The organism is Streptococcus sp. ZY171113, from assembly GCF_057748235.1.
Map to the genome: position 1 here is coordinate 60478 of NZ_CM173243.1, position 15513 is coordinate 75990.

Genomic DNA, 15513 nt, shown 5'->3' on the forward strand with positions numbered 1-15513 from the left:
AATTTTTCAGAGAAGTGTTGCACTTTTTAGATGAAAATTTTGGTATAATTTCCGTGAGATGAATAGAATAGTACCGAATATCGAGGTGTTTTCAAGAAAGTTTCTGAAAGTGCATGTAACTCAAAAGATAGTTGCATGCATTTTCTTCATGCGTACGGCGTGGAATTTTAGCGGACCGACCTAGCACAAAGGCTGGGATTTGTGGTAAAATAAGAAGGAAATACATTTTTTGGAGAAAAATTGATGAAACGTAGTATGTATGCTGGACGTGTCCGCTCGGAGCACCTTGGACAGACCCTGACCCTCATGGGCTGGGTGGCCCGCCGCCGTGACCTGGGTGGCCTGATTTTCATCGACCTGCGCGACCGCGAGGGTGTCATGCAGTTGGTGGTTAACCCTGAGACTGCTTCTAGCGATGTGGTGGCTACCGCCAATGGCCTCCGCAGTGAGTTTGTGATCGAGGTTACCGGCACTGTTGTTGCCCGTGAACAGGCCAACCCTAACCTGCCGACTGGAGAAGTAGAACTGCACGTGGAGAGCTTGACCGTTCTCAACACAGCTAAAACAACACCCTTTGAAATCAAGGATGGGGTGGAGGTCAGCGATGATACTCGCCTGCGTTACCGTTACCTGGACCTCCGCCGTCCAGAAATGCTGGAAAACTTCAAACTTCGTGCCAAGGTGACCCACACTATCCGCAACTACCTGGACGAGTTGGAATTTATCGACGTTGAAACCCCAATGCTGACCAAGTCAACGCCAGAAGGGGCCCGTGATTACTTGGTGCCGAGCCGGGTGCACGAGGGTCATTTCTATGCCCTGCCACAGAGCCCGCAGATTACCAAGCAGCTGCTCATGAACGCAGGCTTTGACCGCTACTACCAAATCGTTAAATGTTTCCGTGACGAAGACCTGCGGGGCGATCGCCAGCCTGAGTTTACCCAGGTAGACTTGGAGACCTCATTCTTATCCGACCAGGATATTCAAGACATCGTGGAAGGCATGTTGGCCCGTGTTCTGAAAGAAACCAAGGGCATTGAGGTCGCTCTGCCATTCCCACGGATGAGCTATGAGGTGGCCATGAACAGCTACGGTTCAGACAAGCCGGACACCCGCTTTGGCATGCTTTTGCAGGATATCTCGGCTGTGGCTAAGACTATTGACTTCAAGGTCTTTGCCGAAGCAGAAGTGGTTAAGGCCATCGTGGTTAAGGGCGCGGCTGACCGCTACTCTCGTAAGGACATTGACGCTTTGACCGAGTTTGCCAAGCAGTTCGGTGCCAAGGGCCTAGCCTGGGTCAAATACGCTGACGGTGCCTTTGCTGGCCCGATTGCCAAGTTCTTGCCAGCCATCGAGGCTGACCTGGTTGCCACTCTTGAGGTGGCTGAAAATGACCTGGTTCTCTTTGTGGCTGATAGCCTTGAGGTGGCTAACAACACCCTCGGTGCCCTCCGCAGCCGCTTGGCCAAGGAACTTGACTTGGCCGACAAGAACCAGTTTAACTTCCTCTGGGTGGTTGACTGGCCGCTCTTTGAATACTCAGAAGAAGAAGGCCGCTACATGTCTGCCCACCACCCCTTCACCCTACCAACAGCTGATACGGTGGCTGGTTTGGAGGGTGGCGACCTGAGCCAGATCAAGGCTGTGGCCTACGACATCGTTCTTAATGGCTACGAGCTGGGCGGTGGTTCCCTGCGGATCAACACCCGTGACCTCCAAGAGAAGATGTTCGCTGCCCTTGGTTTCTCTAAAGAAGAAGCTGAAGAGCAATTTGGTTTCCTTCTGGAAGCCATGGACTACGGTTTCCCACCACACGGTGGTTTGGCCATCGGTCTGGACCGTCTGGTTATGCTTTTGGCTGGCAAGGACAACATCCGCGAGGTGATTGCCTTCCCTAAAAACAACAAGGCTTCTGACCCGATGACGGCTGCACCGAGCCTGGTCGCTCCTAAACAACTGGAAGAACTCTCTCTCAACATCAAGACCAATGGTTAGAAAAGCCCCATTTTCAAAGAAAATCAAATTTCAGATCAACCGCCTGGCCAAGCGTTATGGCTTGCTCAAGACCCTGCGAAGCATTTCTAAGGAGAAGTATGCCGAGAAAATCTCAGCCTCCCTCTTTTATGGGCTCATGTCCAGCATCGCCGTCAATTTCTTTTTCCAGCCAGGCAAGGTTTACTCCAGCGGGGTGACTGGGCTGGCCCAGGTGGTGGTGGCCCTGGTTGAGCGGTCCACTAGCCTGGATTTGCCGGTGGCGGCGGTTTTTTACGCCATCAACCTGCCCCTTTTGATTCTGGCCTGGTACACCATCGGCCACAAGTTTACCATTTTCACCTTTATCACGGTCAGCATGAGTTCGCTCTTTATCCAGCTCATGCCCCAGGTGACCCTGACCACAGACCCCTTGGTTAATGCCATCTTTGGCGGTCTGGTCATGGGGACGGGGATTGGTTATGGCCTCAAGTCTAACATTTCTAGCGGCGGCACGGACATCATCAGCCTGACCATTCGCCGCAAGACTGGCCGGCAGGTGGGTAAGATTTCCTTGATGGTCAATGCCCTCATCATGAGTGTGGCTGGCCTGCTCTTTGGTTGGCAGTACGCCCTTTATTCCATGGCCACTATTTTCGTGTCCAGTCGAGTGACCGATGCCATCTATACCAAGCAGAAGAAAATGCAGGCCATGATTGTGACCGATAAGCCCGACAAGGTCATCAAGATGATTCACAAAAAACTCCATCGGGGGGTGACCTCAATCAATGATGCCCAGGGAACTTATCAAGGGGACAAAAAAGCCGTCCTCATCACCATCATCACCCGAGCGGAGTTTAACGAGTTTAAGGACCGCATGAAGAAAACCGACCCTCAAGCCTTTGTGTCGGTAGCGGAAAATGTTCAGATTATCGGACGGTTTGTGGATTTGGACTAGGAGGTTGTATGAGCAACAAGTACGTTTTTCACCCGAGAAACTTCCTCTTTATCACCCTGGGGGCAGCCATCTATGCCTTTGGCTTTGTGGTCTTTAAGATGCCCAATCAGATTGCCGATAGCGGCATGGCTGGGGTGACCCTGATTCTCCATGCCCTCTTTGGAATCAACCCGACCATCACGGGTTACCTGATTAACCTGCCCTTGGTGCTCTTGGGGGCCAAGCTCTTTGGCCGCAAGGCCATGGTTTACACCCTCCACGGCATTCTCATGCTTTACTTTTTTGTTTGGCTCTGGCAGCAGACGGGCCTTGCCATTGATTTGCAGGGGGATGACCTGATTGTGGCTGTTTTGGCTGGCTTGACGGCTGGTCTGGGAGGTGGCATTGTCTTTCGCTTTGCAGGAACCATCGGTGGCTCGGACATTATCGCCCGAGTTATCGAGGATAAGCTGGGCATTCCCTTGGGGAAAAGCCTTCTGGGCATTGACATCTTGGTCATGCTCCTGTCTTTGACCTACGTTTCCGTTCCCAAGATGATGTATGCCCTGATGGCTAGTTTTATCTACAGTCAGGTGGTCAGTTTGGTGGAAAATGGGGGCTACTCTGTCCGACAACTGATGGTCATCACCGACCAACCTGAGGCTATCGCTGACCAAATCATGCGGGTCTTGGGTCGGGGAGTGACCTATTTCCAGGGCAGGGGAGCCTACTCGGGAAAAGAAAAGCAGGTTCTCTATGTGATTCTTAACCCCAATGAAGTCAGGGAGGCCAAGCTCTTGGTGACCAGTATTGATAGCCAGGCCTTCCTGTCCATTTCCAGCGTGGATGAAATCATCAGCCCAGAATTCATCATCAAACGAAGCAAGTACCGCAACGGCAACTAGCTCTTGTGGCGAGGCCTGATGCCGAAAAATGAGAACACCTGTAGCAGCAGGTGTTTCCTCCTGTCAGCCATAGAAAGTGAGAACAATGACGACTGTAAAACGTGTCAATCCCGTGGACCTGATTATGATTGCCCTGGGGACGGCCATCTATGCCTTTGGCTTTGTCCAGTTTAACATGGCCAACCATCTGGCAGAAGGTGGGGTGGCAGGGATTACCCTTATCATCCACAACTTGTTTGGGGTGGATCCAGCCTATTCGACCCTCCTGATTAACTTTCCCCTCTTTCTCATCGGAGCTCGGATTTTGGGCAAGAAGAGCATGGCCCTCAGTGTCTATGGTACCCTGACCATGTCTGGCTTCATCTGGCTCTGGCAGCGGGTCAGCTTTGCTATTGACCTAAACGGCGACCTTTTGATCGCCGCCCTTCTCGCCGGCTTGTGTGCGGGTCTGGGGAGTGGCCTGGTCTTTCGGTTTGGCGGAACGACCGGGGGAACCGACATTGTGGCTCGGATTGCCGAAAAGGTTTTCGGGATTCAGCTGGGTCAGACCCTCTTGGGGGTGGACGTTCTGGTCCTCTTGGCGTCTCTGAGTTACGTATCCATCCAGAACATGATGTACACCCTGATTGCTAGCTTTGTCTTTAGCCAGATCATCACCATCATCGAAAACGGGGGTTACCATGTGCGGGGCATGCTGATTGTCTCTGATCAGGCAGAGCCCATCGCCCAGCGGATTTTGGTCGATTTGGATCGGGGCGTCACCTACCTCCACGGCGAGGGGGCTTATTCGGGCAAGGCCAAGAAGGTCATGTACGTGGCCCTCAATCCCAGCGAGGTGCGTGAGGTCAAGGCCATCATCGCCAGCCTTGACCCAGACGCCTTCGTCTCTATCCTCGACGTGGACGAGGTCATGAGCTCCGACTTCGTTATCAACCGCAAACGCAAAAAACTGACCTAGCCCGATGTGAGCCCGCTTTTGGCGGGCTTTTTCTTTGGGAAATGGCAGAGCAGAGAAAAACCGCCCCTCCAATTGGTGGGGCGGTTGGTATTTGAAAGTGACTGTGCACCCCTACATCTCATCAGGTGCTTCAACACCGAGGAGGTTGAGGGCTTCTTTGAGGACGGTAGCGGTGGCGTAGGACAGGGCCAGACGGCTGTCTCGCTCAGGGCTCTCGTCCAAAATGCGGGTATGGGCATAGTACTTGTTGAACGACTGAGCCAGGTTGATGGCAAACTTGGCTACAATAGACGGTTCAAAATTGTCCGAAGCCCGTTTGATGACGTTAGGGAAGTCTTGCAGGTGCTTGATGATGTCCCAGCTTTCGCCATCAGTCAGGCTGTAGGTGGCTGTTTGGTCTGGTGTGAAGTTGGCCTTTCTCAGGATAGACTGGATACGAGCATGGGCATACTGGACGTAAGGACCTGTTTCGCCCTCGAAGGAAACCATGGTTTCCAAGTCAAAGTCGTAACCGTTCATGCGGTCCGTCTTGAGGTCGTAGAATTTGATGGCCCCGACACCGACAGCATGGGCCACGGCTTCCTTATTGGCCAGGTTAGGGTTCTTGGCCTCAATCTGAGCTTGGGCTCGGGCGACAGCCTCTTGGATGGTTGGTTCCAGGAGGATGACATTGCCCTTACGGGTTGAGAGTTTCTTGCCCTCCTTGGTTACTAGACCGAAGGCCACATGTTCCATGTCGTCAGACCAGTCGTAGCCCATTTCCTTGAGGACGGCCTTGAGCTGTTTGAAGTGGGCGGTTTGTTCGTTGCCGACCACATAGATGGCCTTGGCAAAGTCGTAGGTCCGTTTGCGGTAGAGGGCTGCTGCCAGGTCACGGGTGATGTAGAGGGTGGCCCCGTCTGATTTCTTAATCAGGGCTGGGTGCTCAATGCCGTATTTTTCCAGATTGACCACTTGGGCCCCTTCGGATTCGACCAGGAGGCCTTTTTGGGTCAGGAGGTCAACGATTTCATCCATCTTGTCGTTGTAGAAGGCTTCGCCATTGTAGCTATCGAAGCTGACGTCCAACTCGGTATATAGGCGGTTGAATTCAACCAGGCTTTCGTCACGGAACCACTGCCAGAGCTGGGTGGCTTCGGCGTCACCGGCTTCCAGCCTGCGGAACCAGTCGCGGGCTTGGTCATCGATGCTTGGGTCGTTTTCTGCCTCGGCATTGATGCGGACATAGAGCTGGAGGAGTTCGCTGATCGGATTAGCTTCGACAGCGGCCTTGTCCCCCCATTTTTTATAAGCCACAATCAACATGCCAAACTGCTTGCCCCAGTCGCCCAGGTGGTTGATACGGACGGGAGCATAGCCGAGCTTTTTAACAATATTGGCCAGGGCATCGGCGATAACGGTTGACCGCAGGTGGCCGATGGAGAAGGGCTTGGCGATGTTGGGGCTGGACATGTCAAAGGCAATCTGGCGCCCCTGACCCAGGTCCTGGTCACCGTAATGAGCTCCCTTGGTCAGGACCTCTTGGAGGACCTGGCTTGAGACGGCAGCCTTGTTGAGAAAGACGTTGACATAAGGGCCAACGGCCTCAACCTTATCAAAGCTAGAGCTGTCCAGCTGCTCTGCTATTTCGACCGCAATGGCCTGAGGAGCCTTACGGAAGGCTTTGGCGAGCGTGAAGGTCGGGAAGGCCAAATCGCCCATCTCGGCGTGTTTGGGTTTTTCCAGGAGGTTGAAGATGGCTTCGGCGTCTAGGCTGTCGATGACCTTGGCCAGGCTTTCCGCCAAGAGGTGTTTGTCAGTCATGATGGTCTCCTTGCTGGTGATTTTCCTTTCTATTTTATCATAAAAGAGAGGGGAGGGGAAGAAAAACAGAAAAGGGATTGTTAAAAGGAAGGCCAGACTTTATCAGTTGGGGCTTTTTTGCTATACTAGGGGGAGAAGATTTGACGAGGTATGAGATGACAACAGAGAAGATTTCGCCAGGTATGCAGCAGTACTTGGACATCAAGGCCCAGTATCCAGACGCCTTTTTGCTCTTTCGCATGGGGGATTTTTACGAGCTCTTTTATGAGGATGCGGTCAAGGCAGCCCAGCTCCTTGAGCTCAACCTGACCAGCCGCAACAAGAACGCCGACAACCCCATTCCCATGGCTGGGGTGCCCTACCACTCCGCCCAGGCCTACATCGACACCCTGATTGAACTGGGTTATAAGGTGGCCATAGCCGAGCAGTTAGAAGATCCTAAAACTGCTGTTGGTGTCGTCAAAAGGGATGTGGTCCAGGTCATCACACCGGGAACGGCTGTTGACAGCAGTAAACCTGATGGCAGCAACAATTTCTTGGTGGCCATTGACCGGAGCCCAGCGGGCTACGGGCTGGCCTACATGGATTTGGCTACGGGAGAATTTTTCGCTACTAGCCTGGCTGATTTTGCCAGCGTCTGCGGGGAAATCCAGACCCTCAAGGCCAGAGAAGTGGTGGTCGGTTACCAGCTTCCCCAGGCGGACGAGGCGGTCTTGACCAAACAGCTCAACCTGCTTTTGTCCACTTCCACCAAGGCAGTGACTGATGAGGCCCTGCTGGACCCTAGCCTGTCTGCCCTGGAATTGTCAGCCGCTGGCAAGCTCCTCCACTACATCCAGACCACCCAGAAACGGGAACTGACCCACCTCCAGGCCCTGGTCCACTACGACATCAAGGACTACCTGCAGATGACCCATGCCACCAAGTCCAGTCTGGATTTGCTGGAAAATGCTCGGACAGGCAAAAAATCAGGCAGTCTCTTTTGGCTCCTTGATGACACCAAGACGGCTATGGGCATGCGGCTTTTACGGGCCTGGATTGACCGTCCCCTGGTCAGTCAGGAGCGGATTGTCAACCGCCAGGACATCATTCAGACCTTTTTGGATGATTTCATCACGCGGACGGATTTGACGGACAGTTTGAAGGGTGTTTATGACATTGAACGTTTGGCCAGTCGGGTTTCTTTTGGAAAGGCCAATCCCCGCGACCTGCTCCAGCTGGGCAACACCCTGGCCCAAGTGCCCTATATCAAGGCTATTTTGGAGAGCTTTGGGGCGACTTGTCTTGACAGGCTTGTCAACCAACTTGACAGCTTACCTGAACTGGAAAGCCTGATTCGCTCTGCCATTGACCCAGACGCCCTAGCCACCATCACCGAGGGCAACATCATTCGGACGGGCTTTGACGAGCGGCTGGACAAGTACCGCAAGGTCATGCGGGAGGGAACGGGCTGGATTGCTGATATTGAGGCCAAGGAGCGGGCGGCGTCAGGGATTTCCACCCTGAAAATCGACTACAACCGCAAGGACGGCTACTATTTCCATGTGACCAACTCCAACCTGAGTCTGGTGCCTGACCACTTCTACCGCAAGGCGACCCTGAAAAACTCCGAGCGGTTCGGCACGGCCGAGCTGGCCAAAATCGAGGGCGAGATGCTGGAAGCCAGGGAACAGTCGGCCAGTCTGGAATACGATATTTTTATGCGGATTCGCCAGCAGGTAGAGGGCTATATCGGCCGTCTGCAAAATCTGGCCAAGCACCTGGCTGAGGTCGATGTCCTCCAAAGCCTGGCCGTGGTGGCCGAACGCCACCACTTTGTGCGGCCGACCTTTAACCAGAACCAGACCATCGCCATCAAGGACGGCCGCCATGCTGTGGTGGAGCGGGTCATGGGCCAGCAGGTCTATGTGCCCAACTCCATTCATTTTGCCTCGGACACGACCGTCCAGCTCATTACGGGCCCCAACATGTCGGGTAAATCGACCTACATGCGGCAGCTGGCCCTGACGGCCATCATGGCCCAGATGGGGGCCTATGTGGCGGCGGAGAGCTGCGATTTGCCTATTTTTGACGCCATTTTCACTCGGATTGGGGCGGCGGATGACCTGATTTCTGGCCAGTCCACCTTCATGGTGGAGATGATGGAGGCCAACCAGGCCATTCAGCGAGCCAGCCAACGGTCGCTCATTCTCTTTGATGAGCTGGGGCGTGGCACGGCTACCTACGACGGCATGGCCCTGGCCCAGGCCATCATCGAGCACATCCACAACCATGTGGGGGCCAAGACCCTCTTTGCCACCCACTACCACGAGTTGACAGCCCTGTCAACCAGCTTGACAAGCCTTGTCAACGTTCATGTGGCCACCCTGGAGCAGGGCGGGGAGGTCACCTTCCTCCACAAGATTGCGGAAGGGCCGGCTGACAAGTCCTACGGTATCCACGTGGCCAAGATTGCCGGCCTTCCCAATCCCCTCCTGGCTCGAGCGGAGCGGGTTTTGACCGCTTTAGAAGGCTCAGCAGGCAGTCCTTTGGCTTTGGGAAATAGCCGAGCAGACCAGCCAGTTGCTGACCAGCTTAACCTCTTTGCAGCAGACGACCAGCACCCCGTCCTTGACCGACTAGCAGAGCTGGATGTCATGAGCCTGACCCCCATGGAGGCCATGAATGCCCTCTACGACTTGAAAAATCTGTTATAAGGAAAAGGAAGTTAGTGATGAAAAAATTGGACAAGACATTCGCAGGAGCTACCTTTATCTGTGTTTTTGGACTGGGTTTAGCCCTGCCGACTTTGATTAACCAAATCCTTCAAGGGAGGAGTTGGTGGTTAACCGCTCTAAAGCTGCTGATTTTGAGTATTGGGCTTTGGCAACTCTTGTCTGTTCAAGACTTGGTGAGAAAAGGGCAAGGGACTAATAAGGCCAAGAATTTCAGAACCCTTGTTCCCCACCTGATTGCCTTTCTATCGGGCTTTCTCTTGGCTGTCCTGCTTTGGTGGATGCAGCAAGTTTAGCAGTTATCTAGCTCTGCTATAGTCCCAGCCTCTTCTGACTCTCGTTTTCTCTCTTTTGTGATTTTTCCTTGACGGTTGTTGATCTTTTGGCTAAGCTAGTCTTAGTATGATGAAATGAGGTTAATCTGATGAACCAATCTTCTCCTTTAGGTGCAGTTTTGAAGGCCTATCGGCAAGAGCGGGGCATGACCCAGGCAGAACTTGCAGAGCAATTAGAGGTTACTGACAAGACGGTCTCCAAGTGGGAACTTGGTTTGACCAGTCCCAGCAAGCGGCATTTGGCAAAATTGTATGACATCACAGGCATTGTTGTCACACCTGACCTACCAGAGAAGGCAGATAAACCAGATGCCCACTACACGTCTGCTTTTGCCATGGGACTATCCTTGTTATCTATGCCACTCGTGATGATTTATCATGGCTTTACTGGTCCTGTTATCATCAGGGAAGGTAGCCCATTTCACTCAACAACCTTTCCACTGGTCAAGATTTTAGTCTTGTTTGCTGGCATGCAAGTCTTGGTGCATGGCTTTACCTGGCTAACAAAGGGGCGGTTTGTCCCTCTTTATAAAAAATGGTTTGGGTGGAGCCTGTTTCCTCCTAGGAAATAAGCTGTTCAAGCTCAGCCATTCCACCAAATAACTCAACCCGCTCATGCGAGCGGGTTTTGTGCTATAATGAAAGGAAGGAATAGCAAGGAGTGAGCATGTCTAAGATTATTGAATTGCCAGAGGTTCTGGCCAACCAGATTGCGGCGGGTGAGGTGGTTGAACGGCCCAGCAGCGTGGTCAAGGAGTTGGTGGAGAACGCCATTGACGCGGGCAGCAGTCAAATCACCATCAGCATCGAGGAATCGGGCCTCAAGCGGATTCGGATTACCGACAATGGCGAGGGGATGGCCATTGCGGATGTGCCCTTGAGTTTGCGTCGCCACGCTACCAGTAAGATTAAGAACCAGGCTGACCTCTTTCGGATTCGGACCCTGGGTTTTCGGGGCGAGGCCCTGCCCTCTATCGCCTCTGTCAGCCAGCTGACCATTGAGACCCAGACAGCCGATGAGCCTCACGGGACCCTCTTGGTGTCAACGGGTGGTGTTATCGACAAGCAGGAGGTCCTGTCTCGGCCGGTCGGCACCCAAATCACGGTGGACAACCTCTTTTACAACACCCCAGCACGCCTCAAGTACCTCAAGAGCCAGCAGGCTGAGCTGGCTAATATCATCGACGTGGTCAACCGCCTCAGCCTGGCCCACCCTGAGGTAGCCTTTACCCTGGAAAATGAGGGGCGGGAACTGACCAAGACGGCTGGAACTGGCGACCTCCGCCAGGCCATTGCAGGTATTTATGGCCTAGCAACGGCCCGCAAGATGGTAGAGATTTCCGCCAGCGATTTGGATGTGGAGGTGTCTGGCTACGTCAGCCTACCTGAGTTGACCCGGGCCAACCGCAACTACATTACCATTCTGATTAACGGCCGTTACATCAAAAACTTCCTCCTCAACCGGGCCATCTTGGACGGTTACGGCTCCAAGCTCATGGTGGGGCGGTTCCCCATCGCCGTCATCGACATCCAGCTGGACCCCTACTTGGCCGATGTCAATGTTCACCCTACCAAGCAGGAGGTGCGGATTTCCAAGGAGAAGGAACTCATGGCCCTCATCACTCGGGCCATCGCAGACAGCCTGCGGGAGCAGACTCTGATTCCTGACGCTTTGGAAAATTTAGCCAAGACGGCTACCGAGAAGGTGCCCAAGCCCGTCCAGACCAATTTGGAACTCAAGGCAACCAATCTCTATTATGACCTTGACAAGGGGGATTTCTTCCTCAAAAACCAGCCGGTCGTTGAAGAGCCAGTTGACAGTCTTGTAAAGTCCCTTGACACCCCTGTCAAGGACCTGTCAACCCCAACTCAGCCAGCCAGCATTCAGTTTGCCCAGCGACCTGAAAAAGCCTTGGCTGACGCTGACCATCCAGAACTGGACCTGAGCAACAAGGGCAAGCTGTCGCGATTGTTGGACAGACTTGAAAATGAAGAAAAATCAACCTTCCCAGAGCTGGACTATTTTGGTCAGATGCACGGGACCTACCTTTTTGCCCAGGGCAAGGGTGGCCTTTACATCATCGACCAGCATGCGGCCCAGGAACGGGTCAAATACGAATACTATCGAGACAAGATTGCCGACGTTGATGATTCCCTGCAGCAGCTTCTGGTCCCTTACCTTTTCGAGTTTTCCAGTAGTGACTTTGTCGCTCTCCAAGCCAAAAAAGACCTGCTCCAGCAGGTCGGCATTAACCTAGAACCTTATGGCAACAACACCTTTATCCTGAGGGAGCACCCCATCTGGATGCGGGAGGAGGAAATCGAGAGCGGGGTCTATGAGATGTGTGACATGCTGCTCTTGACCGACCAGGTGTCTATCAAGGACTATCGAGCCGAGCTGGCCATCATGATGTCCTGCAAACGTAGCATCAAGGCCAACCACAAGCTGGACGACTACTCGGCCCGTGACCTCCTGGTCCAGCTGGCCCGGTGTGACAACCCCTACAACTGCCCTCACGGCCGACCTGTTCTCGTCAACTTTAGCAAGTCGGACATGGAAAAAATGTTCCGCCGGATTCAAGAAAACCACACCAGCCTGCGTGAGATGGGCAAATATGAGGGGTAAAAGAAATTGGACAGCCAGTAAATAAGGTCTGTCAAGAGAATTTGGCTAGGCAGATCTGTCAATACACTGTAAACTTGAGGAGGATAAACCCATGACTTTAGGTCAACGTTTGAAAGACCAGCGGTTGGCAGCTGGTTACAGTCAGGAAAAATTAGCCGAGACCTTGTTGGTGTCTCGGCAAACCATCATCAACTGGGAGAAGGATAGGAATTTGCCTGATTTGGCCAATCTGTCCCGACTGGCAGACCTTTATCAGCTGTCCTTGGATGAACTCTGTGGTCAGGAGAAGGCTGTTCAGCCAGCTCTGCCATTGGCCTCAAAAAGAACCCACCTCAAGCGTTATCTAGCTCTGTTAGGCCTGCTGATGCTGGGGAGTGTGGTGTCTTTTCAGGGGCTGAACCTGCTGGTGGTGTTGATATTTGGTCTGCTCTTGCGTTACATCTGGTCGGAGGTTTATCACACAAAATCTTAAGAGGTGTGTGATGACATCAAAACGTTCTTTTTTACCACTTGCCTATGGCTTAGGCTACCTGTTTCTTGTCAAATTAAGCGAGCTTGTTCCAGGTCTTCCTTTCTGGTTTCAAGTTCACGTTTATCCTTTTTTAGCCCTCGTAGCCCTACTCTTTTTTATCAGGGACTGGCAACCTGATTGGGAGAGGACGAAAGCACTGAAATGGCGGTTTTTAAGCTACCTTGGACTAGGATTTTTAGCACAATTTGCTCTAGACACAGTAGCTGGTTTGCTAAGTTCCTTGCTCTTAGAGGGGTTAGGGGCAAGCGACTATGTTCTACAGAACGATCAAAACATTGGTCAAGCCCTACGGGAAATCCCTTATGCTTGGGTTTTCTTGTCTGGAGCGATTTGTGGCCCATTTGTTGAGGAGGTCATTTTCCGTTACCTCCTGTTCGGCAGTTTGCGAAAACGCCTGTCCCTCCCTCTTGCCCTGACCATCCAGGCCCTGCTTTTTGGCTTGCTCCATGTGCATGCTTGGAACCTGCTAGAGGTGGTTAGTGTCCTGCCTCACATGGCCAGTGGCTTGGTTTTGGCCTACCTCTATCACCGCGAGGGCAGCATTTACCTGCCCATAGCCCTGCACATGCTTTGGAACACCCTTGGTTTACTGGGCATGGGGGCGACTGGTTAGGAAAATGGCAGAGCAGATGAGCTAATCTTTGTTGAAACCTCTGTTCCAGTTGTTGATATTATATTTAGGGTTCGGAGAGGTTCAGCTTTTTAGTTATGTGACATGTAAAAAACTCTAGGACCTAAATCCTAGAGTTTTATCATAGTAACGATTAGCCCCAAAACAGCGATGAGGAAAACCGTCACTACTGAGGGTTCTTCAGCTTCCCGATAGTAAGGAAGAAAAATAGCCTCATAACTGATTCTTTACCATCATTTTAGCTGTTTTTTTAGAGGTTGTCAAGTCATTTGATAAAAATATGGTAAAATAATGGTATAGAAATCAATTGGTACTTATTAAAAATACTAGGTGGAAAGTATGGGCTATACTATTTTTTTCGATGAATCTAAGAAAATAGATGACTGTTCACGCTATTCTTATTATGGTGCTATTGCCATTGAAGAAGCGGAGATACAGGTTATTGAAAAACAAATTGATGTGATGCTTGAGGGGTTAAATAAAACTTCTGAACTTCATTTTGTTAATTACAAAGGTGCGGATATCCAAAAATATTTTCAGGTGCTGAACTATTTTTTGAGTTGTTCCAACCTCAAGATTAATATCTATCGATTAGATAATGAGGCTTACTTTCGTCTCGGGCGAACACTCAACTTTTCAGAAGTTGATTTAAGAAAGTATTTCTATGTCAAAATTCCAGAGCGACTTTTCTATGGTTTAGTCAGGGATAATGACTAGATAGATGGTTTAACTGTTGTAATGGATGACAGCACGGAATACCACAGTTTAGGTGTTTTTGATAGCATCCGAGATCAAATGAATGCCCATTCTCTTTATCGAGGAAAACATTATCAAGTCTCCTCAATAGAGGGGCTGGATTCTAAGGAGTCACGATTGTTACAAGTTTTGGATGTTATTCTTGGCATTGTGTGTATCTTTTAGAAGAAGGTTACCATGTAGAAAGTCATGTTAGTCGAAACAAGAGAGATTTGATTTATCGTTTGCTGTGCTACGATGATAACTTGGAGCGTTTTCATGATATGGTATCAATTATTACCTGGGCTGGAACGCTGACCAATATTGAGTTTTCTAGAATAACGAGTCAGTTTTTGATTAATTGCCAGAAAGGGGAAGTGTTTGAGATGTTGGCCGTTCAACAGTTCTACAATACCTATCAAGAAAAATTGAAAGCCTTGGCAAGTGATGACCGACATGGGCGAATAGAATTGTTGAAAGCATATTTCCAGAATCCCTATGCTGAATCTAATCAAAAATTGACCAATACACTCGTTGAGTTATTTTTAGGTCACTTATGTCAACTGGAATTTAAGGATCGAAATAAGTATTTGAGGTCATTTGCCCCTAAAAAGGTGGATTGATTTTTTTGCAGTTCAACAGTTAATCAGTCATAACTCCTAAAGTAAAGTGAAAAAACGATGTAGAGTTGCTCCCAAACGACAATAACTGCTCTGCTATTTTCCAAAAGAAACAAGACCAAAAAGAGACAAGGAGACCCTATGTACGACTACATCAAAGGCACACTAACCAAGCTCACGGCCAAGCACATCGTGGTGGAGGCGGGTGGCATCGGCTACCTGCTCCACGTGGCCAACCCCTACCGCTTTTCCGACCGGGTGGGGACTGACGTCCAGTTCTACCTCCACCAGGTGGTGCGTGAGGACGCCCAGCTCCTCTACGCCTTTGCGACCGAGAGCGAAAAAGACGTCTTTCTCAACCTTATCTCGGTGACTGGCATCGGCCCGACCACGGCCCTGGCCATCATCGCAGTGGACGACAACGACGGCCTGGTCGCCGCCATCGACAGCAGCAACATCAGCTACCTGACCAAGTTCCCCAAGGTCGGCAAAAAAACCGCCCAGCAGATGGTCCTGGATCTGGCTGGCAAGTTTGAGCCACAGGCTTCTTCGGCTGACGCCAATGGCAGAGCAGCTCAGCCATTATCCCAAGAAAACACCGCCCTGGAAGAGGCCATGGAGGCCCTCCTGGCCCTGGGCTACAAGGCTACTGAGCTCAAGAAAATCAAGGCCTTCTTTGACGGCACCACAGACACCGCCGAGAACTACATCAAGGGTGCTCTGAAAATGCTGATGAAATAAACGAA

General features: G+C 51.5%; 14 protein-coding genes. 13 read left to right on the forward strand and 1 reads right to left on the reverse strand.

Annotated elements, in window-relative coordinates:
* Nucleotides 1-243: 243 nt before the first annotated feature.
* The 4 genes from aspS to AC3ARB_RS00390 all read left to right on the forward strand — a co-directional run bounded on the left by aspS (nucleotide 244) and on the right by AC3ARB_RS00390 (nucleotide 4771).
* Nucleotides 244-1995: an aspartate--tRNA ligase gene (gene aspS / locus AC3ARB_RS00375; RefSeq protein ID WP_488320619.1), complete on the forward strand. Its 1752-nt coding sequence runs from the start codon at nucleotides 244-246 to the stop codon at nucleotides 1993-1995.
* Nucleotides 1988-2929 carry a YitT family protein gene (locus AC3ARB_RS00380; RefSeq protein WP_488320620.1) on the forward strand — a complete coding sequence of 314 codons (942 nt, stop codon included), beginning with the start codon at nucleotides 1988-1990 and terminating at the stop codon, nucleotides 2927-2929. Before aspS ends, AC3ARB_RS00380 begins: the two co-directional genes overlap by 8 nt.
* 8 nt (nucleotides 2930-2937) lie before the next feature.
* A complete protein-coding gene (locus tag AC3ARB_RS00385) occupies nucleotides 2938-3813 on the forward strand; it encodes a YitT family protein (RefSeq protein ID WP_488320621.1) in 876 nt (291 codons plus the stop codon).
* A gap of 85 nt (nucleotides 3814-3898) precedes the next feature.
* Complete coding sequence (locus AC3ARB_RS00390) at nucleotides 3899-4771, forward strand: YitT family protein (RefSeq protein ID WP_488320622.1); 873 nt, start codon at nucleotides 3899-3901, stop codon at nucleotides 4769-4771.
* Between the two features lie 111 nt (nucleotides 4772-4882).
* Here the strand turns inward: AC3ARB_RS00390 and argS are convergent, their stop codons facing one another.
* On the reverse strand, nucleotides 4883-6574 hold the full coding sequence (argS, locus tag AC3ARB_RS00395) for an arginine--tRNA ligase (RefSeq protein ID WP_488320623.1): 1692 nt from the start codon (nucleotides 6572-6574) through the stop codon (nucleotides 4883-4885).
* A 155-nt stretch (nucleotides 6575-6729) separates the two neighbouring features.
* Here argS and mutS point away from each other — a divergent pair, with 155 nt between their 5' ends.
* The 9 genes from mutS (at nucleotide 6730) to ruvA (ending at nucleotide 15508) form a co-directional block, all read left to right on the forward strand.
* Nucleotides 6730-9270 (forward strand): DNA mismatch repair protein MutS, encoded by a 2541-nt coding sequence (gene mutS, locus AC3ARB_RS00400; RefSeq protein ID WP_488320624.1) that lies wholly within the window; start codon nucleotides 6730-6732, stop codon nucleotides 9268-9270.
* Nucleotides 9271-9287: 17 nt separating this feature from the next.
* Nucleotides 9288-9584: a hypothetical protein gene (locus AC3ARB_RS00405; protein ID WP_488320625.1), complete on the forward strand. Its 297-nt coding sequence runs from the start codon at nucleotides 9288-9290 to the stop codon at nucleotides 9582-9584.
* A 128-nt stretch (nucleotides 9585-9712) separates the two neighbouring features.
* On the forward strand, nucleotides 9713-10195 hold the full coding sequence (locus tag AC3ARB_RS00410; protein ID WP_488320626.1) for a helix-turn-helix domain-containing protein: 483 nt from the start codon (nucleotides 9713-9715) through the stop codon (nucleotides 10193-10195).
* A gap of 95 nt (nucleotides 10196-10290) precedes the next feature.
* Entirely contained in the window at nucleotides 10291-12249 is a 1959-nt protein-coding gene (gene mutL / locus AC3ARB_RS00415) for a DNA mismatch repair endonuclease MutL (RefSeq protein ID WP_488320627.1), read from the forward strand.
* A 91-nt stretch (nucleotides 12250-12340) separates the two neighbouring features.
* Complete coding sequence (locus AC3ARB_RS00420) at nucleotides 12341-12721, forward strand: helix-turn-helix transcriptional regulator (RefSeq protein ID WP_488320628.1); 381 nt, start codon at nucleotides 12341-12343, stop codon at nucleotides 12719-12721.
* Nucleotides 12722-12989: 268 nt separating this feature from the next.
* Nucleotides 12990-13394, forward strand: coding sequence for a CPBP family intramembrane glutamic endopeptidase (locus AC3ARB_RS00425; RefSeq protein WP_488320629.1), 405 nt, complete (start codon nucleotides 12990-12992; stop codon nucleotides 13392-13394).
* Between the two features lie 357 nt (nucleotides 13395-13751).
* The gene (locus AC3ARB_RS00430; RefSeq protein ID WP_488320630.1) at nucleotides 13752-14129 is read left to right on the forward strand and encodes a hypothetical protein; all 378 of its coding nucleotides are present in this window, start codon (nucleotides 13752-13754) and stop codon (nucleotides 14127-14129) included.
* A 251-nt stretch (nucleotides 14130-14380) separates the two neighbouring features.
* Complete coding sequence (locus AC3ARB_RS00435; protein ID WP_488320631.1) at nucleotides 14381-14770, forward strand: hypothetical protein; 390 nt, start codon at nucleotides 14381-14383, stop codon at nucleotides 14768-14770.
* 138 nt (nucleotides 14771-14908) lie between these two features.
* Entirely contained in the window at nucleotides 14909-15508 is a 600-nt protein-coding gene (ruvA, locus tag AC3ARB_RS00440; protein WP_488320632.1) for a Holliday junction branch migration protein RuvA, read from the forward strand.
* The last annotated feature ends 5 nt before the right edge of the window (nucleotides 15509-15513 follow it).

Bases quoted from the DNA above. Each gene is read 5' to 3' on its own strand.
- aspS (WP_488320619.1), top strand. From the start codon at position 244: ATGAAACGTAGTATGTATGCTGGACGTGTCCGCTCGGAGCACCTTGGA.
- mutL (WP_488320627.1), top strand. From the start codon at position 10,291: ATGTCTAAGATTATTGAATTGCCAGAGGTTCTGGCCAACCAGATTGCG.
- argS (WP_488320623.1), bottom strand. From the start codon at position 6,574: ATGACTGACAAACACCTCTTGGCGGAAAGCCTGGCCAAGGTCATCGAC.
- AC3ARB_RS00405 (WP_488320625.1), top strand. From the start codon at position 9,288: ATGAAAAAATTGGACAAGACATTCGCAGGAGCTACCTTTATCTGTGTT.
- AC3ARB_RS00385 (WP_488320621.1), top strand. From the start codon at position 2,938: ATGAGCAACAAGTACGTTTTTCACCCGAGAAACTTCCTCTTTATCACC.
- AC3ARB_RS00430 (WP_488320630.1), top strand. From the start codon at position 13,752: ATGGGCTATACTATTTTTTTCGATGAATCTAAGAAAATAGATGACTGT.
- AC3ARB_RS00380 (WP_488320620.1), top strand. From the start codon at position 1,988: ATGGTTAGAAAAGCCCCATTTTCAAAGAAAATCAAATTTCAGATCAAC.
- AC3ARB_RS00390 (WP_488320622.1), top strand. From the start codon at position 3,899: ATGACGACTGTAAAACGTGTCAATCCCGTGGACCTGATTATGATTGCC.
- AC3ARB_RS00420 (WP_488320628.1), top strand. From the start codon at position 12,341: ATGACTTTAGGTCAACGTTTGAAAGACCAGCGGTTGGCAGCTGGTTAC.
- AC3ARB_RS00410 (WP_488320626.1), top strand. From the start codon at position 9,713: ATGAACCAATCTTCTCCTTTAGGTGCAGTTTTGAAGGCCTATCGGCAA.
- ruvA (WP_488320632.1), top strand. From the start codon at position 14,909: ATGTACGACTACATCAAAGGCACACTAACCAAGCTCACGGCCAAGCAC.
- mutS (WP_488320624.1), top strand. From the start codon at position 6,730: ATGACAACAGAGAAGATTTCGCCAGGTATGCAGCAGTACTTGGACATC.